The organism is Pedobacter sp. SG908, assembly GCF_011759615.1.
In the GTDB taxonomy this organism is placed as follows: Bacteria; Bacteroidota; Bacteroidia; order Sphingobacteriales; family Sphingobacteriaceae; genus Pedobacter; species Pedobacter riviphilus.
Map to the genome: position 1 here is coordinate 1,869,270 of NZ_JAAOYY010000001.1, position 25,321 is coordinate 1,894,590.

Annotated in this window: 20 protein-coding genes; 13 read left to right on the plus strand and 7 right to left on the minus strand. The window is 37.9% G+C overall.

Annotation, left to right across the window (positions count from 1 at the left end):
* Positions 1–156 precede the first annotated feature (156 nt).
* Positions 157–2,358: a radical SAM protein gene (locus FHT21_RS07645; protein ID WP_167294112.1), complete on the plus strand. Its 2,202-nt coding sequence runs from the start codon at positions 157–159 to the stop codon at positions 2,356–2,358.
* A gap of 248 nt (positions 2,359–2,606) precedes the next feature.
* Here the strand turns inward: FHT21_RS07645 and FHT21_RS07650 are convergent, their stop codons facing one another.
* Both FHT21_RS07650 and FHT21_RS07655 read right to left on the minus strand, forming a co-directional pair.
* On the minus strand, positions 2,607–2,870 hold the full coding sequence (locus FHT21_RS07650; RefSeq protein ID WP_167294113.1) for a hypothetical protein: 264 nt from the start codon (positions 2,868–2,870) through the stop codon (positions 2,607–2,609).
* A 64-nt stretch (positions 2,871–2,934) separates the two neighbouring features.
* Positions 2,935–6,162: an amidohydrolase family protein gene (locus tag FHT21_RS07655; RefSeq protein ID WP_167294114.1), complete on the minus strand. Its 3,228-nt coding sequence runs from the start codon at positions 6,160–6,162 to the stop codon at positions 2,935–2,937.
* A gap of 72 nt (positions 6,163–6,234) precedes the next feature.
* Between FHT21_RS07655 and FHT21_RS07660 the strand changes: the two genes are divergently transcribed.
* From FHT21_RS07660 to rplT, 10 genes are all read left to right on the plus strand, one after another.
* Complete coding sequence (locus tag FHT21_RS07660; RefSeq protein WP_167294115.1) at positions 6,235–8,127, plus strand: ATP-dependent DNA helicase RecQ; 1,893 nt, start codon at positions 6,235–6,237, stop codon at positions 8,125–8,127.
* Between the two features lie 47 nt (positions 8,128–8,174).
* The gene (locus FHT21_RS07665) at positions 8,175–8,702 is read left to right on the plus strand and encodes a hypothetical protein (RefSeq protein WP_167294116.1); all 528 of its coding nucleotides are present in this window, start codon (positions 8,175–8,177) and stop codon (positions 8,700–8,702) included.
* Positions 8,702–10,009 (plus strand): MFS transporter, encoded by a 1,308-nt coding sequence (locus FHT21_RS07670; protein WP_167294117.1) that lies wholly within the window; start codon positions 8,702–8,704, stop codon positions 10,007–10,009. The genes FHT21_RS07665 and FHT21_RS07670 overlap by 1 nt, the downstream gene beginning before the upstream one ends.
* Positions 10,010–10,031: 22 nt before the next feature.
* On the plus strand, positions 10,032–10,769 hold the full coding sequence (locus tag FHT21_RS07675; RefSeq protein WP_167295515.1) for a (Fe-S)-binding protein: 738 nt from the start codon (positions 10,032–10,034) through the stop codon (positions 10,767–10,769).
* Positions 10,770–11,127: 358 nt separating this feature from the next.
* Positions 11,128–12,024: a hypothetical protein gene (locus tag FHT21_RS07680; protein WP_167294118.1), complete on the plus strand. Its 897-nt coding sequence runs from the start codon at positions 11,128–11,130 to the stop codon at positions 12,022–12,024.
* Between the two features lie 143 nt (positions 12,025–12,167).
* Complete coding sequence (locus FHT21_RS07685) at positions 12,168–13,250, plus strand: acyltransferase (RefSeq protein ID WP_167294119.1); 1,083 nt, start codon at positions 12,168–12,170, stop codon at positions 13,248–13,250.
* Positions 13,251–13,488: 238 nt separating this feature from the next.
* On the plus strand, positions 13,489–15,414 hold the full coding sequence (thrS, locus tag FHT21_RS07690) for a threonine--tRNA ligase (protein ID WP_167294120.1): 1,926 nt from the start codon (positions 13,489–13,491) through the stop codon (positions 15,412–15,414).
* A gap of 16 nt (positions 15,415–15,430) precedes the next feature.
* On the plus strand, positions 15,431–16,000 hold the full coding sequence (gene infC, locus FHT21_RS07695) for a translation initiation factor IF-3 (RefSeq protein ID WP_051691975.1): 570 nt from the start codon (positions 15,431–15,433) through the stop codon (positions 15,998–16,000).
* A 29-nt stretch (positions 16,001–16,029) separates the two neighbouring features.
* Complete coding sequence (rpmI, locus tag FHT21_RS07700) at positions 16,030–16,230, plus strand: 50S ribosomal protein L35 (protein WP_010600880.1); 201 nt, start codon at positions 16,030–16,032, stop codon at positions 16,228–16,230.
* 73 nt (positions 16,231–16,303) lie between these two features.
* On the plus strand, positions 16,304–16,648 hold the full coding sequence (gene rplT, locus FHT21_RS07705; protein WP_025144714.1) for a 50S ribosomal protein L20: 345 nt from the start codon (positions 16,304–16,306) through the stop codon (positions 16,646–16,648).
* Between the two features lie 71 nt (positions 16,649–16,719).
* Here the strand turns inward: rplT and FHT21_RS07710 are convergent, their stop codons facing one another.
* The 4 genes from FHT21_RS07710 to FHT21_RS07725 form a co-directional block, all read right to left on the minus strand.
* Entirely contained in the window at positions 16,720–17,049 is a 330-nt protein-coding gene (locus tag FHT21_RS07710; RefSeq protein ID WP_167294121.1) for a YegP family protein, read from the minus strand.
* A 238-nt stretch (positions 17,050–17,287) separates the two neighbouring features.
* Complete coding sequence (locus tag FHT21_RS07715; RefSeq protein ID WP_167294122.1) at positions 17,288–18,901, minus strand: discoidin domain-containing protein; 1,614 nt, start codon at positions 18,899–18,901, stop codon at positions 17,288–17,290.
* A 611-nt stretch (positions 18,902–19,512) separates the two neighbouring features.
* The gene (locus tag FHT21_RS07720) at positions 19,513–20,964 is read right to left on the minus strand and encodes a DUF294 nucleotidyltransferase-like domain-containing protein (RefSeq protein ID WP_167294123.1); all 1,452 of its coding nucleotides are present in this window, start codon (positions 20,962–20,964) and stop codon (positions 19,513–19,515) included.
* Positions 20,954–21,631, minus strand: a complete 678-nt coding sequence (locus FHT21_RS07725) for a 3'-5' exonuclease (protein ID WP_167294124.1) — start codon at positions 21,629–21,631, stop codon at positions 20,954–20,956. The genes FHT21_RS07720 and FHT21_RS07725 overlap by 11 nt, the downstream gene beginning before the upstream one ends.
* 170 nt (positions 21,632–21,801) lie before the next feature.
* Here FHT21_RS07725 and FHT21_RS07730 point away from each other — a divergent pair, with 170 nt between their 5' ends.
* Positions 21,802–23,172 carry a pitrilysin family protein gene (locus FHT21_RS07730; RefSeq protein ID WP_167294125.1) on the plus strand — a complete coding sequence of 457 codons (1,371 nt, stop codon included), beginning with the start codon at positions 21,802–21,804 and terminating at the stop codon, positions 23,170–23,172.
* An 11-nt stretch (positions 23,173–23,183) separates the two neighbouring features.
* Positions 23,184–24,467 carry a pitrilysin family protein gene (locus FHT21_RS07735; RefSeq protein WP_167294126.1) on the plus strand — a complete coding sequence of 428 codons (1,284 nt, stop codon included), beginning with the start codon at positions 23,184–23,186 and terminating at the stop codon, positions 24,465–24,467.
* 113 nt (positions 24,468–24,580) lie between these two features.
* Here FHT21_RS07735 and FHT21_RS07740 read toward each other — a convergent pair whose 3' ends face one another.
* A complete protein-coding gene (locus FHT21_RS07740; protein WP_167294127.1) occupies positions 24,581–25,321 on the minus strand; it encodes an MIP/aquaporin family protein in 741 nt (246 codons plus the stop codon).

Sequence of the window (25,321 nt, forward strand, 5' to 3'; positions counted from 1 at the left end):
GTGTTTTAGTTTAATTGAATTATATCTCACAACTTATTATGCCATCACAGATATTACATTGGGATTAGCATTTCTTCCGAAAAATAGACCCTGAAATAAATTCAGGGTGACGACTGTATAAAAATTCCCGTACTTTTGCAGAAAAAACAATTCCATTTGAAAACCGAAATCTTTGCCATTACACCGCCATTTACCCAACTGAATACCCCATATCCAGCAACGGCGTATATAAAAGGTTTTCTGAATACTAAAAATATAAGCACCACTCAAGCCGATTTGGGTATTGAAGTTATTTTAGAACTGTTTTCTAAAAAAGGATTGCAGGATTTATTCAGTTTAAGTATTGATGATCAAAATCCAAAAAGTGACAATGCTAAACGTATTTTCGCCTTACAAGACGAATATTTAAAAACCATCGATGCTGTAATTGCATTTTTACAGGGCAAGAATCCAACTTTGGCATTACAGATCTGTAGTGATGATTTTCTGCCCCAAGCTTCGCGTTTTTCACAGTTAGAAGAATTGGATTGGGCTTTTGGGGCAATGGGTACGCAGGATAAGGCAAAACATTTGGCTACACTTTATCTTGAAGATATATCTGATTACATAGTAGAGTGTGTTGATGAAAATTTTGGCTTTAGCCGTTATGCAGAACGTTTAGGCAGAAGCGCTAATTCCTTTGATGAGCTGTACGATGCTTTGCATAAAAAACCAACCTACATTGATGAGATACTGATTTCAGTTTTAAAAGAGAAAATAGAAATAGTTCAACCTAAACTGTTCCTGATTTCGGTTCCTTTTCCAGGTAACTTGTATAGTGCTTTTCGTTGTGCACAATGGATCAAGGCCAATCACCCTGAAATCAAAATTTCGATGGGCGGTGGTTTTCCAAATACCGAATTAAGATCTTTATCAGATGCCCGTGTTTTTGAATTTTTCGATTATATCACTTTGGATGATGGCGAGCTCCCGATCGAATTGTTATACCATAATATTACGCATCCCATTCCTACAGAAGCCCACTTTTATAAAAGGACTTTTCTGTTTGAAAATGGCAAAGTAGTTTACCGTAACGATGCCTTCAGAAATGATTATAAACAAGCCGATGTAGGCACACCAGATTATACAGGTTTGCTTTTAGATAAATATATTTCGGTAATCGAAATTGTTAACCCGATGCACCGCATGTGGAGCGATGGGCGTTGGAACAAACTCACCATGGCACATGGTTGCTATTGGGGAAAATGTACTTTTTGTGATATTTCACTGGATTATATTAAAGTTTACGAGCCCGTTGCTGCTAAATTGATTGTTGACCGCATTGAGGATTTATATGCTAAAACCGGACAGAATGGGTTCCATTTTGTAGATGAGGCAGCACCACCAGCGTTAATGCGCGAAGTGGCTCTTGAAATTATCAGAAGGAAATTAGCGGTTACCTGGTGGACAAATATCCGGTTTGAGAAAAGCTTTACACAGGATTTGTGTTTGTTGTTAAAGGCGTCAGGTTGTATTGCTGTTTCAGGTGGACTGGAAGTCGCATCCGATCGTTTATTGAAACTTATTGATAAAGGTGTAACGGTAGAACAAGTGGCAAAGGTTACCCGTAACTTTACCGAAGCAGGGATTATGGTGCATGCTTATTTAATGTATGGTTATCCTACTCAAACGGTACAAGAAACGGTTGATAGTTTAGAGATGGTGCGTCAGCTGTTTGAAGTTGGGATATTACAATCTGGCTTTTGGCACCAGTTTGCGATGACCGCACATAGCCCTGTAGGCATGTATCCAAAAAAATTTGGTGTGATAAAGGACACGGAAGTGATTGGAACTTTTGCCAATAACGATATCAATTATACCGATAAAACAGGGATTGATCATAATAAATTCAGCTATGGGTTGAAAAAATCTCTTTTCAATTTTATGCATGGTATCTGTTTTGATTACGAACTGCAGGATTGGTTCGATTTTAAGATCCCGCGAACTAAAATCCCCGCTGATTTTATTGAGAAGGCTTTAAATAATACGGATCATTTTAATACCAAACCAACAGCAAAAGTAGTTTGGATAGGAGGGAAACCATCAACCGATTATTTTACCAAATCGAAAAAAGGAATTACCTGGGAAATGGCTTCACTTACTTTCCATGATAAAAAAGAAACTGTTACCGTTCAAACGAACAAAAAAGAAGGTGAATGGTTAACAGCCATTTTGAATAAAATTTCGATCTCAAATGAAAAAGTATATACTTTTCAAGAGATTAAGTCCGATTTTGAGACGGAATTGGAGAACTTTGAACTTTTCTGGTATTCGAAACCTATCAATACGTTAAGAGCATACGGTTTGATGGTTTTATAAGAGCTCATCACAATAATCGTCATTTCAACCGCAATGGAGAAATCTAACGAATATAGTCTCTGCCCAGCATATATGGGCAAACATTTCGCTACATTGCAATCTAGAAGATAGACTTTATCTCACGGTCCGTCCACCCTGAACTTGATTCAGGGTCTTTAATGCACGGAGAAATTCATTAGCTATAAATAGCTCTCTCTATTTCGCTATGCTTCAATCGGTCGAATCCCTATTAAAAACGAACGTAAGTGCTACATTTTCATTTTAAAATGCGTCAGGAAATAAATGATGCAAATGAGTACAATTGAATTTAATATTAAAAGCAACCACGAAATAACCGATTTTCTATCTTTCATAACCGCTATAAAAGCAGTAATGTAAGCCATTGTGATCAGCGCTAAGAATAGGTTTACAGTTTGGATACCCAAGATATAATATCCACTGTATGAAAAAACTAGTGCACTGAGCACTAAGAATACAACAGAGGCGGTAGTATAGAGTTTATTCGGTTTCATGTTGATTTAATTTACCATGTAAAGAGCATCAATCGCACCCTTTACATGGCTCAAATTTTACAGTTTAATCACAATGTGGAACAGTAAATGTCCAGGTTTCTGATTCTCCGTTTGGAATAATATAGCCATTTCCTTTAGCATTCTCGAACCACAATTTCCCGCGCAGTTTTTCTCTCGTTCCCACTTCGTTTAAGGTGGCACTATCATAAAGCCGTCCGTTGATCATCACATATTTGATTTTCTCCGAATTGCGGATATCATCTAAAGGATTAGCGTCCATGATCACCATATCAGCCAGTTTGCCCACTTCAAGCGAGCCAATTTCTTTGTTCATGCCTAAATAACTTGCACCATTTAATGTTGCTGCCCTAATGGCCTGCAGCGGACTAAAACCACCCTGCACCAACATCCATAACTCCCAATGTGCTCCCAGGCCTTGAATCTGTCCATGCGCACCAAGGTTTACCTTAGTGCCACCGTCAGCAATTTGTTTGGTTGCTTTGGCAATATCAATGTGGTTATAATCACTGTATTCTGAAGTTGTTCTACGTCTTGCTCGCGCGTCAACGATAGAGCGAGGGGTGTAAGTCATCAATTTTTCGTTTTCCCAAACATTAGTTCTATCATACCAATAATTTTCGCCCCATTGGCCGCCATAAGCCACGATTAAAGTAGGGGTGTAGCCCACTTCAGTATTGTTCCACAGCGTGGTTACATCTTTATAAACTGGTAAGACAGGAATGCTGTGTTCGATTCCGGTATGCCCATCTGCAACCATATTCATGTTGGTGAAAAAAGTTGAGCCACCTTCGGGTACAACTTCCATATTTAACTGACGGGCTGCTTCTAAAATCTGTTGACGCTGCTCCCTGCGTGGTTGATTATAAGATTTAACTGAAAATGCACCAACGGCTTTTAACCTGCGCAGATTAGCTAGTGCATCATCCAAACTATTAATCACCACTTTAAAGTCGCCATCTGCACCATATAGAATCGATCCTGTAGAATAAACCCTTGGACCAACCATTCTACCAGCTTTAAGCATTTCACTCTGGCTAAAAACCATTTCGGTATTGCTAGATGGATCATGTGAAGTGGTAACACCAAAAGCCAGATTAGCCATATAACTCCAATCGTTCTGTGGTGTTATTCCATCAGGACTGGTACGCAAGTGAGCATGAACATCAACAATGCCAGGCATAATGGTTTTGCCATTAACATCTATTACTTTAGCATTGGCTGGAATGCTTACTGCATCTGCTTTTCCTATTGCGGTAATTTTATTTCCATCGGTAATGATGGTTCCATTTTCAATTACTTCGTCGCCTTTCATAGAAATAATCCTGGCTCCTTTGAGTGCCACTATTCCAGTAGGCACGTCAGACTTTAATACCAGATTAATGTTTATAGCAGATGCTTCTGTTTTAGGTGTTGTTCCGTCAAAATTGAAGGCACTGTTTACATCAATGGTGAAATATTTTGGGCCTAATGTCCAATGCAGACTTTTACTATCTGCACTCCATTGAATGTATGTTCCGCCATCGGTAGTCACTTTTGTAACTGGTATGGCCTTATTGCCTGCTGATGCATCTTGTGCTGCACCAATATTGATCATTGGTGTAATATAAACGTTAAATAATTCGTTAAATGCTACCCATTTATTATCTGGACTGATAACGAACTGATTAGCATATTGAGAAGTAAAATGTGTTCTTTCGTTGGCACCATTTAAATCGATACTTTTTAGTGCCTTTTTACCATCAGCATAACTTTGAAAATAAATGCGCGTATCGGTATTGTTAAACTGTGGACGGATTCCATTATCTAAAATCAAGGTTTTAGCGCCACCATTGGCTGGCATTATAAAAATACCTGTTCCGCGGCCATAGTTATAACCTAAAACATCGTTGCCACTTCCTTTTCTGAAAACGATTTTATCCCCTTTTGTTGAATATTGAGGAGAATAATAAAAACCTTTCTCATCGCTGAGCATAATGGTTTTTCCCGATTTTACGTCTGTCCGTTTTATTGCTCCACGTAATTCATCACTCCAGGTGGTATAAACAACGTATTTTCCATCAGGGCTAAAGGCTGGTTCAAATTCGAAATCCAGTCCATTGGTTAACCTTTCTGGCGTTCCAGCGGGCAACTCCTGTTTGTATAAGTACCCAGCTGCATTAAAAACAATTATTTTTCCATCAGGCGAAGTGGTTAACTGTCTTAACATTTTGGCAGAAAATTCGTTATTGAAAACCTGCTGTTCAAAATGTAAGGCTTTTTGTACCGTTTGAATGGTATTCGCTTGAAAAGGAATGGTGCTGTTGATCAACGTGCCGATTTCCGTTTTTCTAATTTTTCCTTTTGCATAAAAAACAATGCTTTTACTATCAGGAGTCCATGCAAAATTTGGGTATACACCGAAAATAGCCCAGGTTTCCTGCTGATCATGAGATAAATCTTCATTTACCGGCCATTCTTCGCCAGTCTTCAGGTTCTGCACATATAAGGTAGATTTTAACCTAACACGCTTTACAAAAGCTATTAAATTCCCATCCGGAGAAACTTGTGGCCTACAGGCACCACCTTGCTCATTAATTAAGGTGTTTAATTTTCCTGTTGTCAAATCCAGTTGACGGATGGCATAAATGGTTCCGTTAGGATCTTTGCTGTACTCAAAATTAGGGCCTGGACTCACATCTTCACTAAAGTAAACATATCTGCCATCTGGCGAAACATTGGGCTCACCTGCATCTTGCTGATCGTTTTTGCGTTTAGTTAACTGTACACCATCACCGCCGTTTATGCTATACATCCACATTTCTCCGGCACCTAAAGAACGGCTTGCTGTAAAGTGTTTTCTTGCAACTACGTACTCGCTGTTTGGCATCCAGGTGGCATTATTCAATAACCTAAAGCTCTCTTTAGTAATCTGTTTTTTACCAGAACCATCACGGTTCATGATCCATATGTTATCTCCTCCACTTTTATCGCTCGTGTAGGAAATATATTTTCCGTTAGGACTAAACCTGGGCTGAACATCCCATGCAGCACCTCCGCTAATCAGCTTTGCCACACCACCAGTAATTGGCATCACGTAGATATCGCCAAGTAGATCAAAAGCAATTTCCTGTCCATCGGCACTTACATCAAGGTTCATCCAGGTACCTTCATCAGTATTTAAAGTGAAGCTTTTGGTTGTTCCGAGATATTTTTCAATATCCCATTTCTTTTCCTGGGCGTTAGCGCTGAAAAATAACAAGGAAAGAGCGGATAGAAAATAGAGGTGTTTCATCAAATTTTTGATTAATTGTGGCGCAATTTAGCAATATCAATAGCTTTTTTATAGTTTTGATACCGCCGATTTATGACAGCAATAGAGATTTTACAAAAATATTGGGGACACCAGGCTTTTAGACCCTTACAGGAAGATATTATTGCTTCCGTTTTAGAAGGGAAAGATAGTTTAGCACTTTTGCCAACTGGCGGTGGTAAATCGATTTGTTTTCAGGTTCCTGCTTTGGTTAAAGAGGGGATTTGTATAGTAGTTTCGCCGCTAATTGCCTTGATGAAAGATCAGGTAGAAAATCTGAAATCGAAGGGGATTGAAGCCATTGCCATTTATGCCGGAATGGGTAAACGTGAAATCGATATCTTACTGGATAACTGTATTTACGGAAAAATTAAGTTTCTTTATTTATCACCAGAGCGTTTATTGTCTGATTTGGTACGGGTTCGCATTTCTTACATGAACGTGAACCTGATTGCGGTTGATGAGGCGCATTGTATTTCTCAATGGGGTTACGATTTCCGACCGCCATACCAACAGATTTCCAAACTCCGCGAAATTCTACCGAATGTTCCTGTTTTAGCGCTAACTGCAACAGCTACCGAATTTGTTAGAAAAGATATTATAGAAAAACTGGAAATGAAAGACCCACAGGTTTTTGTTAAAAGTTTTGCAAGGGATAATCTAAGCTATGTGGTTTTTGGTAATGAAGATAAATATAAAAAGCTGATCGATATTTGTAATAATGTTAAGGGTACAGGTTTGGTATATGTTCGCAATCGCAGGGAAACCGCAGAAGTGGCCAATTTTATTAACCGAAATGGAATTAAAGCCGATTTTTACCACGCTGGGTTGGAACGCGATATACGCTTTTTAAAGCAAGAGGCGTGGAAGAGCAACAAAACCCGGATCATGGTGGCTACTAATGCCTTTGGAATGGGGATAGATAAGGCAGACGTTCGTTTTGTGGTGCATTTAGACTTACCAGAAAGTTTGGAAGCCTATTACCAGGAAGCAGGCAGGGCAGGGCGCGACGAAAAGCGAAGTTACGCCGTTCTTTTAGCCCATCAGTCTGATATTTTGGGCCTGGAATCCAGATACTTGGATAGTTTTCCGTCTCCAGAAGAAATCAGAAAAACCTATCATCATCTAGGTAATTATTTTCAGCTGGCATTTGGTGCTGGCGAAGGTTTAACCTTTACTTTTGATATCGCTGATTTCTGTAAGCGATTTAATATTAGCGTTTTAAAAACAATTTCTGCGATGAAGTTTTTAGAACACGACGGTTATCTTACCTTATCCGAAAGTGTTTTCCTCCCATCAAGAATGATGTTTATTGCCAGCCATGAAGATATTTACCGTTTTCAGATCGAAAATAAAGCCTACGATGGGATTATAAAGACGATTTTGCGTTCGTACGGTGGAGCTTTTGACGGTTTTGTTAAGATTAACGAAGCCGATTTAGCAAAAAAAACAGGGTTGTCTTATAAAGAGATTCTTGCTTTATTGAATAAGTTACAGGCCATCGAATTGCTTACGTATATTCAACAGACGGATCAGCCACAGTTACAATATATTAGGCCAAGGGTGGATATGGATCATTTTGACCTGGATGTAAAATACCTGGAACTGAGAAAAGAAATCTTACACAAACAGATCAACGCGGTGGTGGGGTACGCTTCGTCTAATTTATGCAGAAGCATTCAGCTACTCAATTATTTTGACGAACACAACGCTACGAAATGTGGGGTTTGCGATGTTTGCTTAGCTGAAAAAAGAGCCGAAAATAACAGCCAAATGAGCGAAGAAATTGAATATGAAATTGTTTCTTTACTTCAACAACAACCCTTAAGCCTTGACGATCTGGTGATTAGTATTAAAAATGGTGCAGAAGCAGAAAGAATTGATGCGATAAGAGAATTATTAGATGCAGGTAAGATTAAAACAGATGGAAAGAAGTATTATCTTTAGCGAGTACAAACAAAATTGTATTTATGATTAGTCGTGAAACGGAGCTAATGGAAAAGATAGATTTACATTATGGAAGACGTGATTTTTCTGAAAATAAGAATTATGTTGAGTTCTCATTTTATGCATGCTTTTACGAGCTGCTGAACATTGAAAACTCATCTTGGGAAACAAATCTTAATGGAAATGAAATTTTTGAAATTTTAACATCATTGAATGTAGATGTGAGTAGAGATTTTTTGATCAAACGATATAATGATCGAATTAATAACGATGTAGAAGTATTTCATTCCAATTGCGATGAGCAAGTATTTGCTTTTTTTGATTTAGATAAAGAAGAAACGGATCAGAATGATATGTTTTTTTTCGGCTTAAGATGTCTTAAAAAGGATGAGCCTATAGTAATTCAAAAACTTTTAAAGATTTATAGGGAATTAATGACCTCATCTCCGTTTGAATTTGATATTTTGAATCATAGACTTTATAATAAGACTTTTCGGAGCTATTTCTATTTTTATGATCGAAATTATAATCAATACAGGAGACAAATTCACCACCATAACCTTACTTCTAGTTAATGATAACAAAAAACAATAAGAAAACCATCCGTTCGTGGGCATTCTTCGATTGGGCAAACTCTGCCTATAACTTAGTCATCACTTCTACCATTTTTCCGGCTTATTATACCATTATTACCACTACTAAAGAGCATGGTGATAAAGTGCAGTTTTTCGGCAGGACTTATATCAATACCTCACTTTCTAATTATGCCTTGTCATTTGCCTATCTGATTATGGCTTTTGCTTTGCCAATGCTTTCATCCATTGCCGATAGAAGGGGTAATAAAAAATCCTTTATGAAATTCTTCACCTATATGGGTGGAGCGGCCTGTATCGGTTTATATTTCTTTAAGTTAGATACGCTCGAAATGAGTATCATTTTGTTTGCATTAGCCGCCATGGGATATATCGGGGGGGTATTGTTCAGCAACTCTTATCTGCCAGAAATTGCAACTGAAGAACATCAGGATCGTGTGAGTGCACAAGGTTTTTCATATGGGTATATTGGTTCGGTTTTACTTCAACTGATCTGTTTTCTATTTGTGCTAAAACCAGAATGGTTTGGTATTACCGATGCCTCATTCCCACCTAGGTTATCCTTTTTATTGGTTGGGGTTTGGTGGATAGGTTTCTCCCAGATTCCTTTTTCGGTACTTCCAAACGGAACACCTCAGCACGATAAAGTAAAAACGGATATCCTTAAAGATGGCTTTAGTGAGTTATCGAAAGTTTGGGCGCAGGTAAAACAAATGAAAGTTTTAAAAGGATTTTTAGTTTCGTTTTTTTTCTACTCTATGGGTGTGCAGACCATTATGCTTGCTGCTGCTGGTTTCGCTGAAAAAACATTAAAACTAGGAACCGCAAAACTTATTGCAGTGATATTGATTATTCAATTGGTCGCCATTCCTGGAGCAATGTTGATGTCGTTTCTCGCAAAAAAAATAGGTAATATAAACGTACTGATTATGGTCGTTTTAGTGTGGATAGGCTGTTGTGTTTATGGTTATTACATCACAAACGAATACCAGTTTTATTCATTGGCGGCAATTGTGGGTTTAATTATGGGCGGAATTCAATCTTTATCGCGTTCCACTTACTCTAAATATCTACCGGTTGATACAAAGGATAGCACTTCATTTTTCAGTTTTTATGATGTAACGGAGAAATTGGCAATTGTAATTGGCCTTTTCAGTTTTGCATACATTGAAGATTTAACTGGAAATATTCGCTACTCTATTATCGCTTTGGCATCATTTTTTATTGTTGGATTAGTTCTTTTAGTGCTTCTAAGAAAAAACGAACAGAAAGAATCGCTAAAATTGTAAGTTTGCAGTCGTTAAGAATATGATGAAAGTAGAATTATTTGTGCCTTGTTTTGTAGATCAGCTCTATCCTGAAACCGCTTTTAATACTTTAAGGTTATTAGAAAAATCGGGATGTGATGTAACCTACAATTCAAAACAGACCTGTTGTGGGCAACCAGCATATAATGCGGGTTATTGGGATGAAGCTAAAGAAGTAGGCACGAAGTTTTTGAGCGATTTTACTGAAAACACTTATGTAGTAGCACCGTCGGCATCGTGTGTAGGCATGGTGAAAGGTGGATTTAATGATCTGTTTACCAATACCATTGTGCACAACAAATGCCGCAGTCTGCAATCGAATATATGGGAGCTTTCTGATTTTCTGGTAAACGTGGCCAAAAAGGATTATTTTGGTGCTGAACTGGAAGGAAAAGCCGTTTATCACGATTCTTGCAGTGCTTTACGCGAGTGTAAAATCAAAGATGAGCCCCGCCTCTTACTTTCAAAAGTACATGGTTTGGAAATGATTGAGATGGAAGATACAGATATGTGCTGTGGTTTCGGTGGAACATTTGCAGTTAAGTTCGATGCCATTTCATCAGCAATGGCCGAGCAGAAAGTTAATCACGCGCTGGCACAGCAGGCAGATTATATCATTTCGACCGATTTATCCTGTCTTTTACACCTTCAAGGTTATATCGATAAAAATAATCTGGCCATTAAAACCATGCATATTGCCGATGTGCTTTGTAATGGTTGGCTAGAGAGTACGGAATATTAGGTTAAACCTCGCAGGTTTCAAAAATCTGCGAGGTTTTCTTTTGAAAGAACCACTGTTTTGTGTAAAATAAACCTGACCGTCAGCGTTATCCCGATTTAAAGATCAATTTTAAATTAGCGCGTATGTTCAATCGGGATTAAGCAGAGGGCAGGATTACCGCAACCAAAGAACCATTGCAATTGCTTTTCAAAAAACAAGCTCTATTGTAAAAAATAAATTACATCTGCCTTTAAACAGCTTGCTCAGTCAATCCAGCTGTTGATTTTAACACAATTTAACATGTTTTACGTTACAATCTACAATATCTTTGTTAAACCTTTTTAAGGCTTTCGTATCTAACAGACAAAACAAAATCGTAATGAAAAAAATAATCTTCGCTTTACTGGGCGTTTTATCAATGGCATCAATTGCAAATGCGCAGCAGAAAAAAACCTCGGGAGCAATACAATTCGAAAATACTATCGATCCGGCGGCAATGGCTTCGGCAAGTGGCATACAGTTAACGGATCAAATGAAAGCAAGGATGCCTTCTACAAGTAAAAGTAATTTCGAATTATTGTTTACAGCTACCAATGCCAGTTACATGCCGGTTGAAGAAACTGAAGATAGCAACGGTGCAGGCGGCGGTGGCGGTGGAATGGGCCGTATGATGATGCGTTTTGGTGGTGCAGGTGGCAACCGCGAGTACTATTATGTTTTTGCCGACAAAAGCTTAACAGAAGTTTTTGACCTAAACGACACTACTTATTATATGCCCAGTAAATTAACCCTGTCTACTTCTGGTCCAATCGGCTCATTCAGAATGGGAGGTGGTAATCCTAACGATACCACTAAGGCAAAGCCTGCCCCGGCACCAAAAATAGAAGTGGTGAAAACAGATTCTACTAAACAGATTTTAGGTTTTACCTGTCACCAGGCAATTGTAAGATCAACAAGGGCGATCAAAATTTTAGACATGGATAAAAACGTGGTAGAAGAAACTAAAATCTGGTACACAAAAGATTTGGGCTTCGATTTTTCTCCAAACCCAAATATGTGGACTGAAGGTGCGGTTTTAGCGATCGAAGGTAGAGGTAATAGCACAATTGCCAAAAGCATCGAATATAGAAATGTAAGTGCAAAAGATGTAACTGCACCTAAAAAAGCAAAACTGATCACTGCCGAAGAGTATAAAACTAAAATGGAGAACATGATGAAACGTTTTAGACAGAACAGACCTGGTGGTGGACAAGTAAGAGCATTTGGAATAAATTAATTAAGACCACCATAATTGTTTTATTTAGCCCTGAATTTCAAGCATTCAGGGCTTTTTTTGTATCATTTTTGAAAAGGTTGGCTTTAGTTTTTGCATATAAATTGAGAATAACTAATATTGGGGTTAATATAACCTAGCCAAAAGTGATTACAGCCGAGAACAAAACAAATTTATTAGCAACCAAACAACATTTCGAAATTTTAGATGGATTAAGGGGAGTAGCGGCTATTGTGGTGGTAATTTATCACTTTATGGAAATCGCGATTACTAATTATAATAAAAATTTTCTTTCGCATGGTTTCCTTGCTGTAGACTTTTTTTTCTGTTTGTCGGGTTTTGTAATTGCCTATGCTTATGATAGCCGTGCGCCACATATTGGGATTATACAGTTCTTTAAATTAAGGCTTATCCGTTTGCATCCGCTGGTGCTTATCGGTTCCGTTTTAGGACTGATCACATTTCTGATCGATCCATACAGCGATCTTTATGAGGTTTATGGATTTGGGAAAACCTTTCTTTTGTTTTTATCCTCAGCTTTTTTAATCCCTTATCCGGCCATGCCCGAGCGGTATACCAATTTATTCTGTTTAAATGCGCCGGCCTGGTCGTTATTTTGGGAATATATTGCCAATATCTTTTACATTTTTCTGCTTTATCGTTTAGGTAAAAAATCATTGATCGCGCTGGTTGTGGTAGGTGCAGTATGCCTCTGTTATGTTGCAGTTCGTGCTACCAATGTAGGCGGAGGCTGGGGCGGACAGAACTTTTGGGATGGTGGGGCGCGCGTGCTGTATTCATTTACGGCAGGCATGTTGGTTTACCGTTTCAATTGGATCATCAAAAATAAACTTGGCTTTTTTGGTATGATTTTGCTTTTGCTCGCCGCCTTTTTAGTTCCTTTTAATGATAAATACAATTGGATTACCGAACCGATACTTGTACTATTTTACTTTCCACTTTTAGTAGCTTTGGGCGCAGGTACAGCATTAAATCCATCGTTTAAAAAACTTTGTAATCTATCGGGCGAAATATCATACCCGCTTTATATGGTACATTATCCATTTGTATGGATATTTTTAACCTATGTAGCCGAAGTTCAGCCACCAGCTTCCTCACTTTGGGTGATTATCCCGGTTTCGGTGTTGACTTTAATTCTTTTCTCTTACCTGGTGATGAAGTTTGTAGATGTTCCTTTACGTAAATATTTGAAGGCTAAATTTTTATAGGAGATATTTGCAAATATTTAAGTTTTACAGCCGTCGCCCTGAACCGAGCCTTAGCGAGCTCAGCGAAGGTAATTCATTTCAGGGGCCATTTCGTAGGTAAGATGACCGTGTTAATGTAGGTGCCTTTAAAAACTTTACCTTGTTTTTTAGCCGAAAATCCGTATCTTTGCACAAAATAGAATCACATTGTAAGTGATCTTTAAAGCTTTTTTATTTAAAATTTAAATCATAGTTGTAGATGATTAACATTACTTTACCTGACGGTTCTGTCCGTCAGTATGAAAAGGGCACTTCTGCCCACCAAATTGCATTGTCAATTTCTGAGGGCTTAGCCCGTAACGTATTAGCCGCTGAGGTTAATGGCGAAGTTTGGGATTCAACAAGACCAATCGAATCTGATGCATCAGTAAAATTATTGACCTGGAATGATACTGCCGGAAAATCAACTTTTTGGCATTCCTCAGCTCACTTAATGGCTGAAGCTTTAGAGGCACTTTATCCGGGTACAAAATTCGGTATCGGTCCGGCAATCGAAACTGGTTTTTATTATGATGTAGACTTTGGCGACCGCGAATTTTCGTCGGATGATTTCAAAGCCATTGAAACCAAAATGATCGAACTGGCTAAACAAAAGGAAACTTTTGTGCGCGAAAGTGTAAGCAAGGCAGATGCGGTAAAATATTTTACAGCAAAAGGCGATGAGTATAAATTGGATTTAATTGACGGCCTTGAGGATGGTAAAATTACTTTCTATACCCAAGGTTCATTTACCGATTTATGCCGTGGTCCACATATTCCGAATACTGGTTTTGTAAAAGCAGTAAAACTGATGAATGTGGCCGGTGCTTATTGGCGTGGCGATGAAACTAAGAAACAGTTAACCCGTATTTATGGTGTAACTTTCCCTAAGGCGAGCGAGCTTACTGAGTATCTTTTAATGATTGAGGAAGCCAAAAAACGCGATCACCGTAAATTAGGGAAAGAGTTAGAACTATTTACTTTCTCAGAAAAAGTAGGAATGGGTTTACCTTTATGGTTGCCTAAAGGAACTGCTTTGCGTGAGCGTTTAGTGAACTTTTTAACCAAAGCACAAGCAAAAGCAGGTTATGAACAAGTAGTAACGCCACATATTGGCCATAAAAACTTATATGTAACTTCAGGCCACTGGGAGAAATATGGTAAAGATTCTTTCCAGCCGATTAAAACTCCGCAGGAGGGGGAGGAGTTCTTCTTAAAACCGATGAACTGCCCGCACCACTGTGAGATTTACAAAACAAAACCACGTTCTTACAAGGATCTTCCGGTTCGTTTTGCTGAGTTTGGTACGGTTTATCGTTACGAGCAAAGTGGCGAATTACATGGTTTAACCCGCGTACGTGGCTTTACTCAGGATGATGCGCACTTGTTCTGTATGCCAGAGCAGGTTAAAGACGAGTTTAAAAAAGTAATCGATTTAGTGCTTTACGTATTTAAATCGTTAGGTTTTGATAACTATACTGCCCAGGTATCACTAAGAGATCCGGAGAATAAAGCAAAATACATTGGTTCTGATGAAAATTGGAGACTATCTGAAAATGCAATTATCGAAGCTGCTGCAGAAAAAGGCTTAAATACTGTTGTAGAATATGGTGAAGCTGCTTTCTATGGCCCTAAGCTCGATTTTATGGTGAAAGATGCTTTAGGTAGAAAATGGCAATTAGGTACTATTCAGGTTGATTATAATTTACCGGAGCGTTTCGAATTGGAATACACCGGTAGCGATAACCAGAAGCACAGACCAGTAATGATCCACCGTGCACCATTTGGTTCATTAGAAAGATTTATTGCCGTTTTAATCGAGCATTGTGCCGGAAACTTCCCGTTATGGTTAAGCCCGGAGCAATTTATTGTTCTTCCTATTTCAGAAAAATATGAAGATTATGCAAAAAAAGTTTTAGATGAACTAAATAATTCCGATATTCGCGGGCTGATTGACTTTCGTGATGAGAAAATCGGTCGCAAAATACGCGATTCGGAAGTTAAAAAGATCCCATACATGCTCATTATCGGTGATAAAGAAATGGCAGAAGGAAAAGTTTCTGTCCGCAAACATGGTGAGGGAGATTTAGGCGAAATGACGTTGGAAGAGTTCAACAATTTATTAAGAAAAGAAATAACAGTTTAAATTAAATAGTACAAATTTGGCATTAGGAAGACCAGGATTTAACAGGGGACCACGTCCACCTTTTAAGAAAAAAGAAGCAGAGCATAACATTAATCAGTATATTAAATCGCCCGAAGTGCGTTTAGCTGGCGATAATGTTGAACCGGGGATTTATCCTTTGGCAAAAGCTTTGGCACTTGCTGATGAACTGGAATTGGATTTGGTAGAAATATCGCCAAATGCCGTACCGCCAGTTTGTAGAATTATTGATTACAGTAAATTTGTTTACGAGCAGAAGAAAAAGCAGAAAGAAATTAAAGCTAATGCGAAACAAACTGTAATTAAGGAAATCCGTTTTGGTCCTAACACCAACGATCACGATTTCCAGTTTAAACTGAAGCATGCAGTAAGCTTTTTAGAGAACGGAGAGAAAGTTAGGGCTTACGTGCATTTTAAAGGTAGAGCAATTGTTTACAAAGAGCAGGGAGAGATTTTGTTATTAAAGTTTGCCCAGGCTTTAGAAGATGTAGGAAAAGTAGAGTTGTTACCTAAGTTAGAAGGTAAACGTATGTTCCTTACAGTTGCACCTAAAGTAGCAAAAAAATAAAAACAATTTTATAAATTAAATAACAGGTTATGCCAAAAATGAAAACCAATTCCAGTGCTAAAAAGCGTTTTTCGCTTACTGGAACAGGTAAAATCAAAAGAAACAAAGCATACAAAAGTCACATCTTAACTAAGATGAGTACTAAACGTAAGCGTGCGCTTGGAAATGCAGGAATTGTAACAGATGCAGATTCAGGTAACGTAAAACGTATGCTTTGCATCGGAAAGTAATTCATTAATTTCACCAGGTATCAGGCATTAAAGTTCCTTAATTGGACGCCGCTTACCAAAAAACAACAACAACATGCCACGTTCGGTAAACGCAGTAGCTTCGAGAAGAAGAAGAAAAAAGATCCTTAATTTAGCCAAAGGTTATTGGGGAGCAAGAAGTAAGGTTTATACTGTTGCTAAAAACACAGTAGAAAAAGGTTTGCAATATGCATACCGTGACCGTAAAGTTAAGAAAAGAGAATTCCGCGGATTATGGATCCAACGTATCAACGCTGGTGCACGTCAACACGGTATTTCTTACTCTCAATTGATCGGTAAATTAGCTTCTAAAGAAATCGGTTTAAACCGTAAAGTATTGGCTGATTTAGCAATGAATCACCCAGAAGCTTTCAAAGCTGTAATTGATGCAGTAAAATAGAAATTTTCGCTCAGGCGATAATCATATTTAAAAAAGGTTCCGATTTTACATCGGAACCTTTTTTTATACAATTAACTTTGATCATCTGTTTCAGCATCCGGTGCGTTCTTCTTAACAGATTCTATTCCGTTATCTCTGGCCGAGGCACTTTCGTACATTTCGCTCGAACCTATAATTTGCCCGTTTGTAGCTTTTAGGTTAAAATATTGTTTGCCATTGCTCGAGGTTTTTCTTTCAAATTTCGAGTCGTCCTGTGAATTCTTTTTAACAGATTCTATCCCGTTTTCACAGCTCGATTTCGCAGCATAACCTTCGCTGGCTAAAATAACCTGACCATTACCGGCTTTCAGATTAAACTGATACTCACCGTTAGTTCTTTTAGTAATCACAAATTTTCCCATAGTGCTGATTTTAATTATTTTGGTTTTAAAATGCTATATACTTAAAGTTATAAAAGTTTATAAGTAAAATCAATATTAGTGTAAGAATTAAAAATAAGTTAACGCAGAATGTTATAGCGCTAAAAAAGGGATCGTCATTGCGAGGAGGAACGGCGAAGCAATCTTTACAGCAAGGATCACTGACATAAAAGATTGCTTTGTCGGCTGAAAAACCCTTCTCGAAATGACGATAATTTTATTAGTATAATCCCAGTTCTGCTAAGCTGGCAAACTGAAGGCCATCTTGTGCCGAATTGGCAATAATTTTAAAGTACTGGAAAGTTTTGGCACTCCCAAAATCAAAATATTGCGGTCCGTTTACGTTTTGGGCTACATAATTATTTACCGACGTAAAATTAATCCCATCTGTACTGGTTAACAGCTCGAAATTCTTAATGGCCCTACTTAAACCACTTCTTTGCGTTAAGCTTAAACCTGTAGCTGTTTTCGAAGAACCTAAATTGATGACCACATTATGCGGATAGGTTGCAGCAGTACCGGTCCAGCGTGAGTGCCAGTATGTACTTGCGTTTCCATCAATTAATCTAATTGCCCGGCCGTTTGTTGCACCTTCGCCACTGGTTTCTTCTGAACTGAATGAGGCAATGCTCCACCCAGTTTTACTTAGCTCGTTTTTAGTTGAGAAACCTAACACCGGCAAACCTCCCGAAAAAGTATAAGCATAAATCTGTTCGGTTACCGTACCATTATCGTGTACCAGTTTCACTTTCAGCTCGTAAGGAATACCATCGGCTTTTTCCTGCAGATCGGCAATTGGCATGACTACCCTAAAACTATCTGTACCAATTTTTTTCGACTCCCAGGTGATGGCATTGTAATCTTTGTTTACACCTGTACCTTCGTTATTTACATTTGGATCGTTGTAATATAATATACTGGTTACATTACCGGTTGAGGTAAATTTTCCAGATACGACGATCGAAGCCAGGCCACTATCGTAACTGGCATAAATTTTCGGGATAGTGGTGGTAACGGAACCGTAGTAGGTATTAGAGTTGTTGTTAAAAACCTGGTTAGCGTTTAAAATAGCGGCATCGGCAGCAGTTAAAAATGTAGGACTTTTACCTAACGTACCATTACCTGCCCACATTAATGCCATACCCAGTGTAGAATTTTCTGAAACTTTTTGCCTGTTGTGTGGTAAATTTAAGCCATGGCCCAACTCATGCACCATTCCCCCAAACCAAACACTGAAACGATTACCTACAGTTGTATTTAAACCAAGGTTGGCAATGTCCATTTCTTCATAATCAAGGGCATAACACCATCGGCCAGTACCGTAAAACGGACCACCACTTGGCGTGCCATTTGAGCCTATAGAGTATCTTGGTATAATAATTAGTGTATGATCGCTGGTTTTATCGGCAGGGTGTGCAGCAAAATAAGCATTTACTTCGCTGGCTACAGCACCAGAACCGCCTGAGTAAGGATAACTGCTTTTCGGTAAGTTTCCTCTAATAGTAAGAATTTTTACACCGCCTGAACCATCATCGGCCAAACCGAAAGTTTTGTTGCCATAACCATTTCGGTTCATTTCCTGTTTATACCAGTCCTGGGTCCACAATAAAAGATCACTTAGTCTTTTACGATAACCAGCTAAGGTATCCAGGTCGTTAGGCACAAAATACACTACATTTACATTACGGGTTTGTGTAATAATGTTTACTGTAGCCATTTTATGGCTTAGGGTAGGCGTTTTTTCCTCAGGTTGTAAGGTTTCGGCTTTTTTACAAGATAGCACAAATAGACAGGCGGAGACAAGGCCTGCAAAAAGTAGACTGTTTTTTTTCATTAGATAATTTTTAGTTTAGGAATTGATAATATGAATTGGTTAATAATGTTTTGTTTAACGTGCTTAACTCAGCCACATGTACTGACCTTCATAAAATAGAAGGCTACATCATCAATATTTGCCAAACCTGGCCGCTATCCCTCAATATTCAATTAAAAATGAAGCGTAATCAGTTAGTTCTCTTTGCTTTGTAATCCTTAAGTTACAAACAGTAATTATACTTTGTTAAAATAAATCAGCGCAAACGTTTGTGTTGTAATTGTCAGAAATACATTTATTAGCTTAACTTTAAAAACATAAACAGCGCGTTTCATGCCTCTTTTTTTTGGGATTGCAAGAAATGTAAAGATTACAACACGCAAACGTTTGATTATCTGAGAAATCATCCTGACAGGATCTTTTTCTTTACTATTATTCTCTGTATGTAGTATTTATCAGACTTATTGGCTAAATTTTATGAAATATAAATGACTGAGCCGGATTTGCAGAATTTTTACAACAAAAATTAGAAATAATGATACCGGAAATTGAATTAAGGAGGGAAGATGACAGACATAATCCTCAGTTAACTGATATGCCTGTTAGTTCAATGTATCGAAAAACAGCTACAATTAACCCAAAGTATTGGTAAACTTCATCCTAATTCCACTTTGAAAGTTCTGGATGATTTTGAAAATTTCGATCAGTGTTACCTTTTCAATTTTAGTTAAACTATCAATTTCGATAAAGTTATTGGGAGCAGCTTGATCATTGATAATGAGATTGGCCTGATGTTTTAGTCTTAAACCCATCAGGTAATAATACGATTGCGAAAGTTCGTTAAATTGCTCTTCGCTAAAAACACCTATTTCTCTTAAGGCCTTTAAACGTTCGCCGGTATTTTCTTTTTGAAAAATCCTGTTCTGTAATGCGTAAACCCTTGCCAGGTCCACAATAGGGGTCATGGCTGTTTTAATATCGAATACCTCTTTTTTATGGATTTTTTGCGTTCTAATATTCCTAAAATAAGTGAGCGGTGGCTCATAGAGTAGGGCATTTTTGGCTAGGTATACGTAGAATTTTTCAATTGGTTTTTGGAGTTCCTCATCAACAAAAGACCTTAAACTTTCCATAATAGCTAAATCGCCATAAATAGCCCGGCAATCGAAAAATGCGGCAAATTTTACAGCAGCTTCGGGTAAAGCTTCTTCTATCCAGTTTTTATAATTGTACTTCCAGTGCGATAGTGAATGTGTCCAGTTTGGATTGGTGGCCATATAATCACCATCACAGTATACAAAGCCCACAAAATTTAGTTTATCAGAAACCTGGGTAGCCAGATCGAGAAAATAAGAGCGTACAGCTGCTCTTTTATCCTCTCCGGTATCTTCGTAAATAATGGCATTATCCTGATCGGTTTTTAGGCTAAGCTCTTTTCTCCCTTCACTACCCAAAACCATAAATACAAATTTTGCAGGTGGTGGACCTAATTTGGCAATTACATCTTCAATAATTTTAAAAGAAATGGTATCGGCAATAGTAGTAATCACCTCGTTTACAATTTTCGAGTGTACACCTCTAGCCAGAAGCTGAGATACAATGCCTGGTACTTTCTGCCATTTTAGTTTTAAATCGCTGGTATTTACAGCCGATTTTACAGATTGGATAAAAACTAATGGAGATTCGGCCTGCTCGCTTAAAAGGCGGTTCCTGCTTAGAAAACCAACATAATTACCATTGTCGTTTACCAATAAATAACGCGATTTTTTACTGAACATCATCAATATTGCTTCATACACATAAGCATCTGGAGTTATGGTAACAATATGAGTATCCATAACTTCGTCAATCGGCAAATTCGAATTCAGCTGTTTGGCAATTACATTATCCCTTAAGGTAATATCGGTTACAAAGCCAAGATAAACATCCTGCTCATTTTTTATAAAGAGACAGCTGGTTTTCTGCTCCGACATTTTAATTGCAGCTTCAAAAATAGGCGTGCCTGGGCTGCAACTCACAATTTTTTTGAAAGTAATGTCTCCAATACGGGCAGTATAAATTTGATCTGCTAGTTTATCTTCCATTAAAAAGTCCCTGTAAAATTCTTTTAAACGAAAATTCTTTTGTCTCTTTCTTTTTCAAGTTAAAAGTATGCTCCTGGCGAAGAGCTGAAGTTAAGCTAATTTTGCCTGTTTTTAAAAGATGAAAGAAAATCTTTGCTGTATTTAATGTATCAGATAAAGCATTGTGCGTATTTTCGGGTACTTCATTAAATAAAATGGTGTAAAATTTATCTAGCTTTAAATGACTGATTACTGTATTGGTAATATATGGTGCGCTTGCTTTCATCGTACAGAAAAAAGCCAGATTTTTAAATATGTTTTCTCTTCCGATACGGTATAACTCTACATTCACCATGTGATAATCGAGCTCAATAAAATGGCCGATAACCAAAGGCTTGTATTTTTCTATATCATTAGAAAACTGCAACATTACTTTTTCTTTATTTTCGCCATGGATATGCAGATATTCAGGGGTGATTTTGTGAATTTTTAATGCAGCCTTATCAATGGTGAAATCGGTATTTTTAATGTAGTGATTCTCTCGCTTAATTTCCTGATAAGACTGATCATAAATAATCCAGGCAATCTGGACAATATAAGGCCAGTTCTTTTCTTTAGAATAAGGTGCTGTCCAATTTTTAGGTAGACCTGAAGTTTCGGTATCAACAACGAGGAAGTATTCTTGCAATTTTAAATGGTTAGCGTATAAGATTGTTCTACTTCAAAGATACTTATTTAAGAACATAAACTATAATTATTCATATATCTGCTAGATAAAGACAATTTATAAATAAAGCGTTTTTTATTTGTTAAAGTGAAAGATTAACCCTTATTTGGTGACAAAATTTAATTAAAAATATGCGCTCTCTATTATTTAGCTCCTTAGCCTATATTTTGTGTCTTGGTTCTGCTGTTGCTCAGGAAAAGCCCGGAGAAAACATGCACTTTAAAAAACTTGATAACGGTTTGGAAGTGCTGGTTGTTGTAGATCGGACTGTGCCGCTGGTGACCATCGAAATGGCCTGTAGAAATGGTTCTTTTACCGAAACTGACGAATTTAATGGCCTAAGCCACCTTTACGAACACTTGTTTTTTAAGGCTAATAAAGATTATCCCGATTTCGAACGTCTAAATTCGAGAATGAACGATCTGGATATCAGTTCGAATGCGACCACCAGAGAAGAAGTGGTAAATTATTTTTTCACACTTCCTGCCGCTAATTTAAAGCCTGGTTTAAATTTAATGAATTCCTCAATCCGTTATCCAAAATTCATAAAGGAAGATATGGCTTTGGAAAATGAAGTCGTAAATGCCGAGTTTACAAGGCATGAATCGAGTCCGATATTTGCTTTGATAGAGGCCAATTCGCGACATATGTGGGGGACAAATTATTCCCGTAAAAATGTAATCGGCAGCCACGAGGTAATTTTATCTGCTACTCCATCAAAAATGGATTCCATTAAAAATAAATACTATTGGCCAAATAATTCTGTTTTGGTAATAGCAGGCGATGTTAATGTTGATGAAGCTTTTGGTTATGTAAACTCCGTTTTTGGAAGCTGGAAACGTTCGCCTTTTGATCCTTTTGTAAAATGGCCCATTCCAGAGTTTAAACCACTTCAAAAAAAGGATTATTATTTTGTAGAATCGAATAAGAGCCCTGTTCCATTTATGCTTTTTAGCTGGCATGGCCCCGATACCAGAAACGATATTCCTGCCACTTATGCTGCCGATGTTTTTTCGTTTATTGTGAATCAAAATGGCTCTAAGATGAAGCAGGCGCTTATTAATTCCGGATTGGCCCAACAGGCAGATGTAAATTATTATACGCAAAAATATACTGGTCCGATTAGTTTGATGGTAAGCCCTAATCCGGCAAAAATAAAAGAATGTTATCAGGAAGTGCTTAAGCAAATCTCGCTTTGGGCCAATGATGATTATTTGTCTGATCTACAGATTGAAAGAGCCAAAAGGCTATTGTCTATCGAACAAGTGGAAAGGAGAGAGGTTACCTCCGACTACGCACATTTACTTTCGTTTTGGTGGGCTTCAGCATCGATTGATTATTATACCCATTATGAAGAAAATGTAAATAAGGTAACAAGGAAGGATTTGCTAGATTATGTACGCAAGTATATTAAAGATAAACCTTATTGTGCTGGCCTGATGATGGATAAAGCAGGTATGAACGAAGTGAAGCCAGAAACATTTTTTAAATCACCAAACTAACTTTACGCTCCATGAAAAGATTCATATTTTTAATAAACTTAATCTTAGTTTTCCATATTGCCAGTGCGCAAACTAAAGCCATTTCATTTGATGTGAATGGCTTAAAGGTAATTTTAAAACCAACCCAGAAAGAAACGGTTAGTATGAGCATGTTTTTTAAAGGTGGTGTAATGAATTATAACGCTGAAAGAGCTGGAATTGAGAACCTGGCCTTGGCATCTGCAGCAACCTGCGGTACTAAAAATTACAGCGTTGTCGATTATCAGGAGTTAGCTGATGAATACGGGATTGATATTTCTGGTTCATCAACAACTGACTATGGCACAATTAGCATGAATTGTATTTCTAAGTATCTTGATCAGGGCTGGAAACTTTTTTCAGATGCAGTAATTAATCCTGCCTTTGATAAAACCGAGTTCCAAACTACGAAAGAGCGTATGATTACAGGTATTTATCATAGTCAATCTGATCCTGAAACAAGGATTGAACAATTAACTATGGAAAGTATGTTTAAGGATACGCCTTACAGCATTAATCCTTTAGGTACAAGTAAAACCGTAGGTGGCTTTACCGCCGAAATAGTTAGCAATTATTACCATAGCGAATTGCTGAACAAGAATAAAATGTTTTTGGTAGTTGCTGCAAATATTACAAAAGAAGAACTGGAGAAGAAGATTCAAGCCTCTTTTAGTGCACTTAAAGGAAAAGACTATACACCGCCAATTTACGATCGGAAGATTTTAACAGGAGAGCATTTGGTAATAGAGCAAAGAGATATTGCAACCAATTACATGAGTTGCATTATGAATGCCCCCACTATGACCAATGCCGATTATTATGCTTTTGTGTTAACAATTAATGCCCTAAGTGGCAGCATGAATTATGAGCTGAGAACTAAACTTGGCTTGTCATATGCGCCTGGTGCAACCGTTAAAGTGCAACAGATTCCATATACTTCTATGTTTGTAAGTACCACACAGCCTAAAAAAGCTTTTAAAGCAATGGTTTCAGTTTATAACAATATTAAAGAAGGGAAGTACAGTGAACGTTATCTTGAGGCATTAAAAAAAGATCATCGCGATAGGTATTACAGGCATCAGGAAAGTGCAAGTTCGATTGTGAAAGATTTAGGTGAAGCAGAAGTTCTTGGCGACTATAGTATAACTGAAAATATGGTTGCAAATTTTAACAAAGTAAGCTTACAGGACATGAAAGATTCTTTTGGAAAATATTTAAAAGGTGCCATTTGGATATACTTAGGTGATGAACAAGTAGGAAGAGCTGCTTTTCAGTAATGCTTTAGGGGCACCATCGCACACGAACGACTAAGCAATCTTATAAGATAAATTTAAAAGATTGCTTAGTCAACTGAAAAAGCTTTCTCGCAATGACGATAAAGGGATGTTTTCTATTTGCTAATCAACAAAAATGCAACTGCAGCTAATACTGATCCGACTATCGGACCAACAATTGGTACCCAGGCATAACCCCAGTCGCTACTTCCTTTTCCTTTCATCGGGATTAAAAAGTGAATAATCCGGGGGCCCAAATCTCTTGCCGGATTAATGGCATACCCGGTTGTTCCGCCCAAAGCCAAGCCAATTACCCATACTAAAAATGCTACCGGGATTGCGCCAATTGAGCCCAGGCCAATAGGCGTGGTAACTGTTTCTTTAGTGCCCATACTGGCATCGGTAAAATAAAAGATCACAAATATTAAAACGAAAGTGCCAATAATTTCTGACAATAAATTTGACGACATGTTTCTGATGGCTGGAGCAGTTGCAAAAGGCGCGGCTTTTAAACCCTGATCATCAGTAGCGTCGAAATGATCTTTGTAAATAAGCCAAACCAGAAAAGATCCTGTCATTGCGCCAGCCAGTTGTGCAATGATGTAGAATGGAACCAAGGCCCAACTGAAGCCTTTTCCTATGGCAAGTGCGAGGGTTACAGCCGGATTTAAGTGTGCCCCACTATAGGGGGCAGCAACAACAACCCCTACAAATACAGCAAGTGCCCAAGCAGTTGTAATTACAATCCATCCACTATTATTCCCTTTAGTGCCTTTAAGCACTACGTTAGCTACTACGCCATTTCCTAAAAGAATCAATAGTGCTGTACCAATAAACTCTGCGAGATATACATTCAT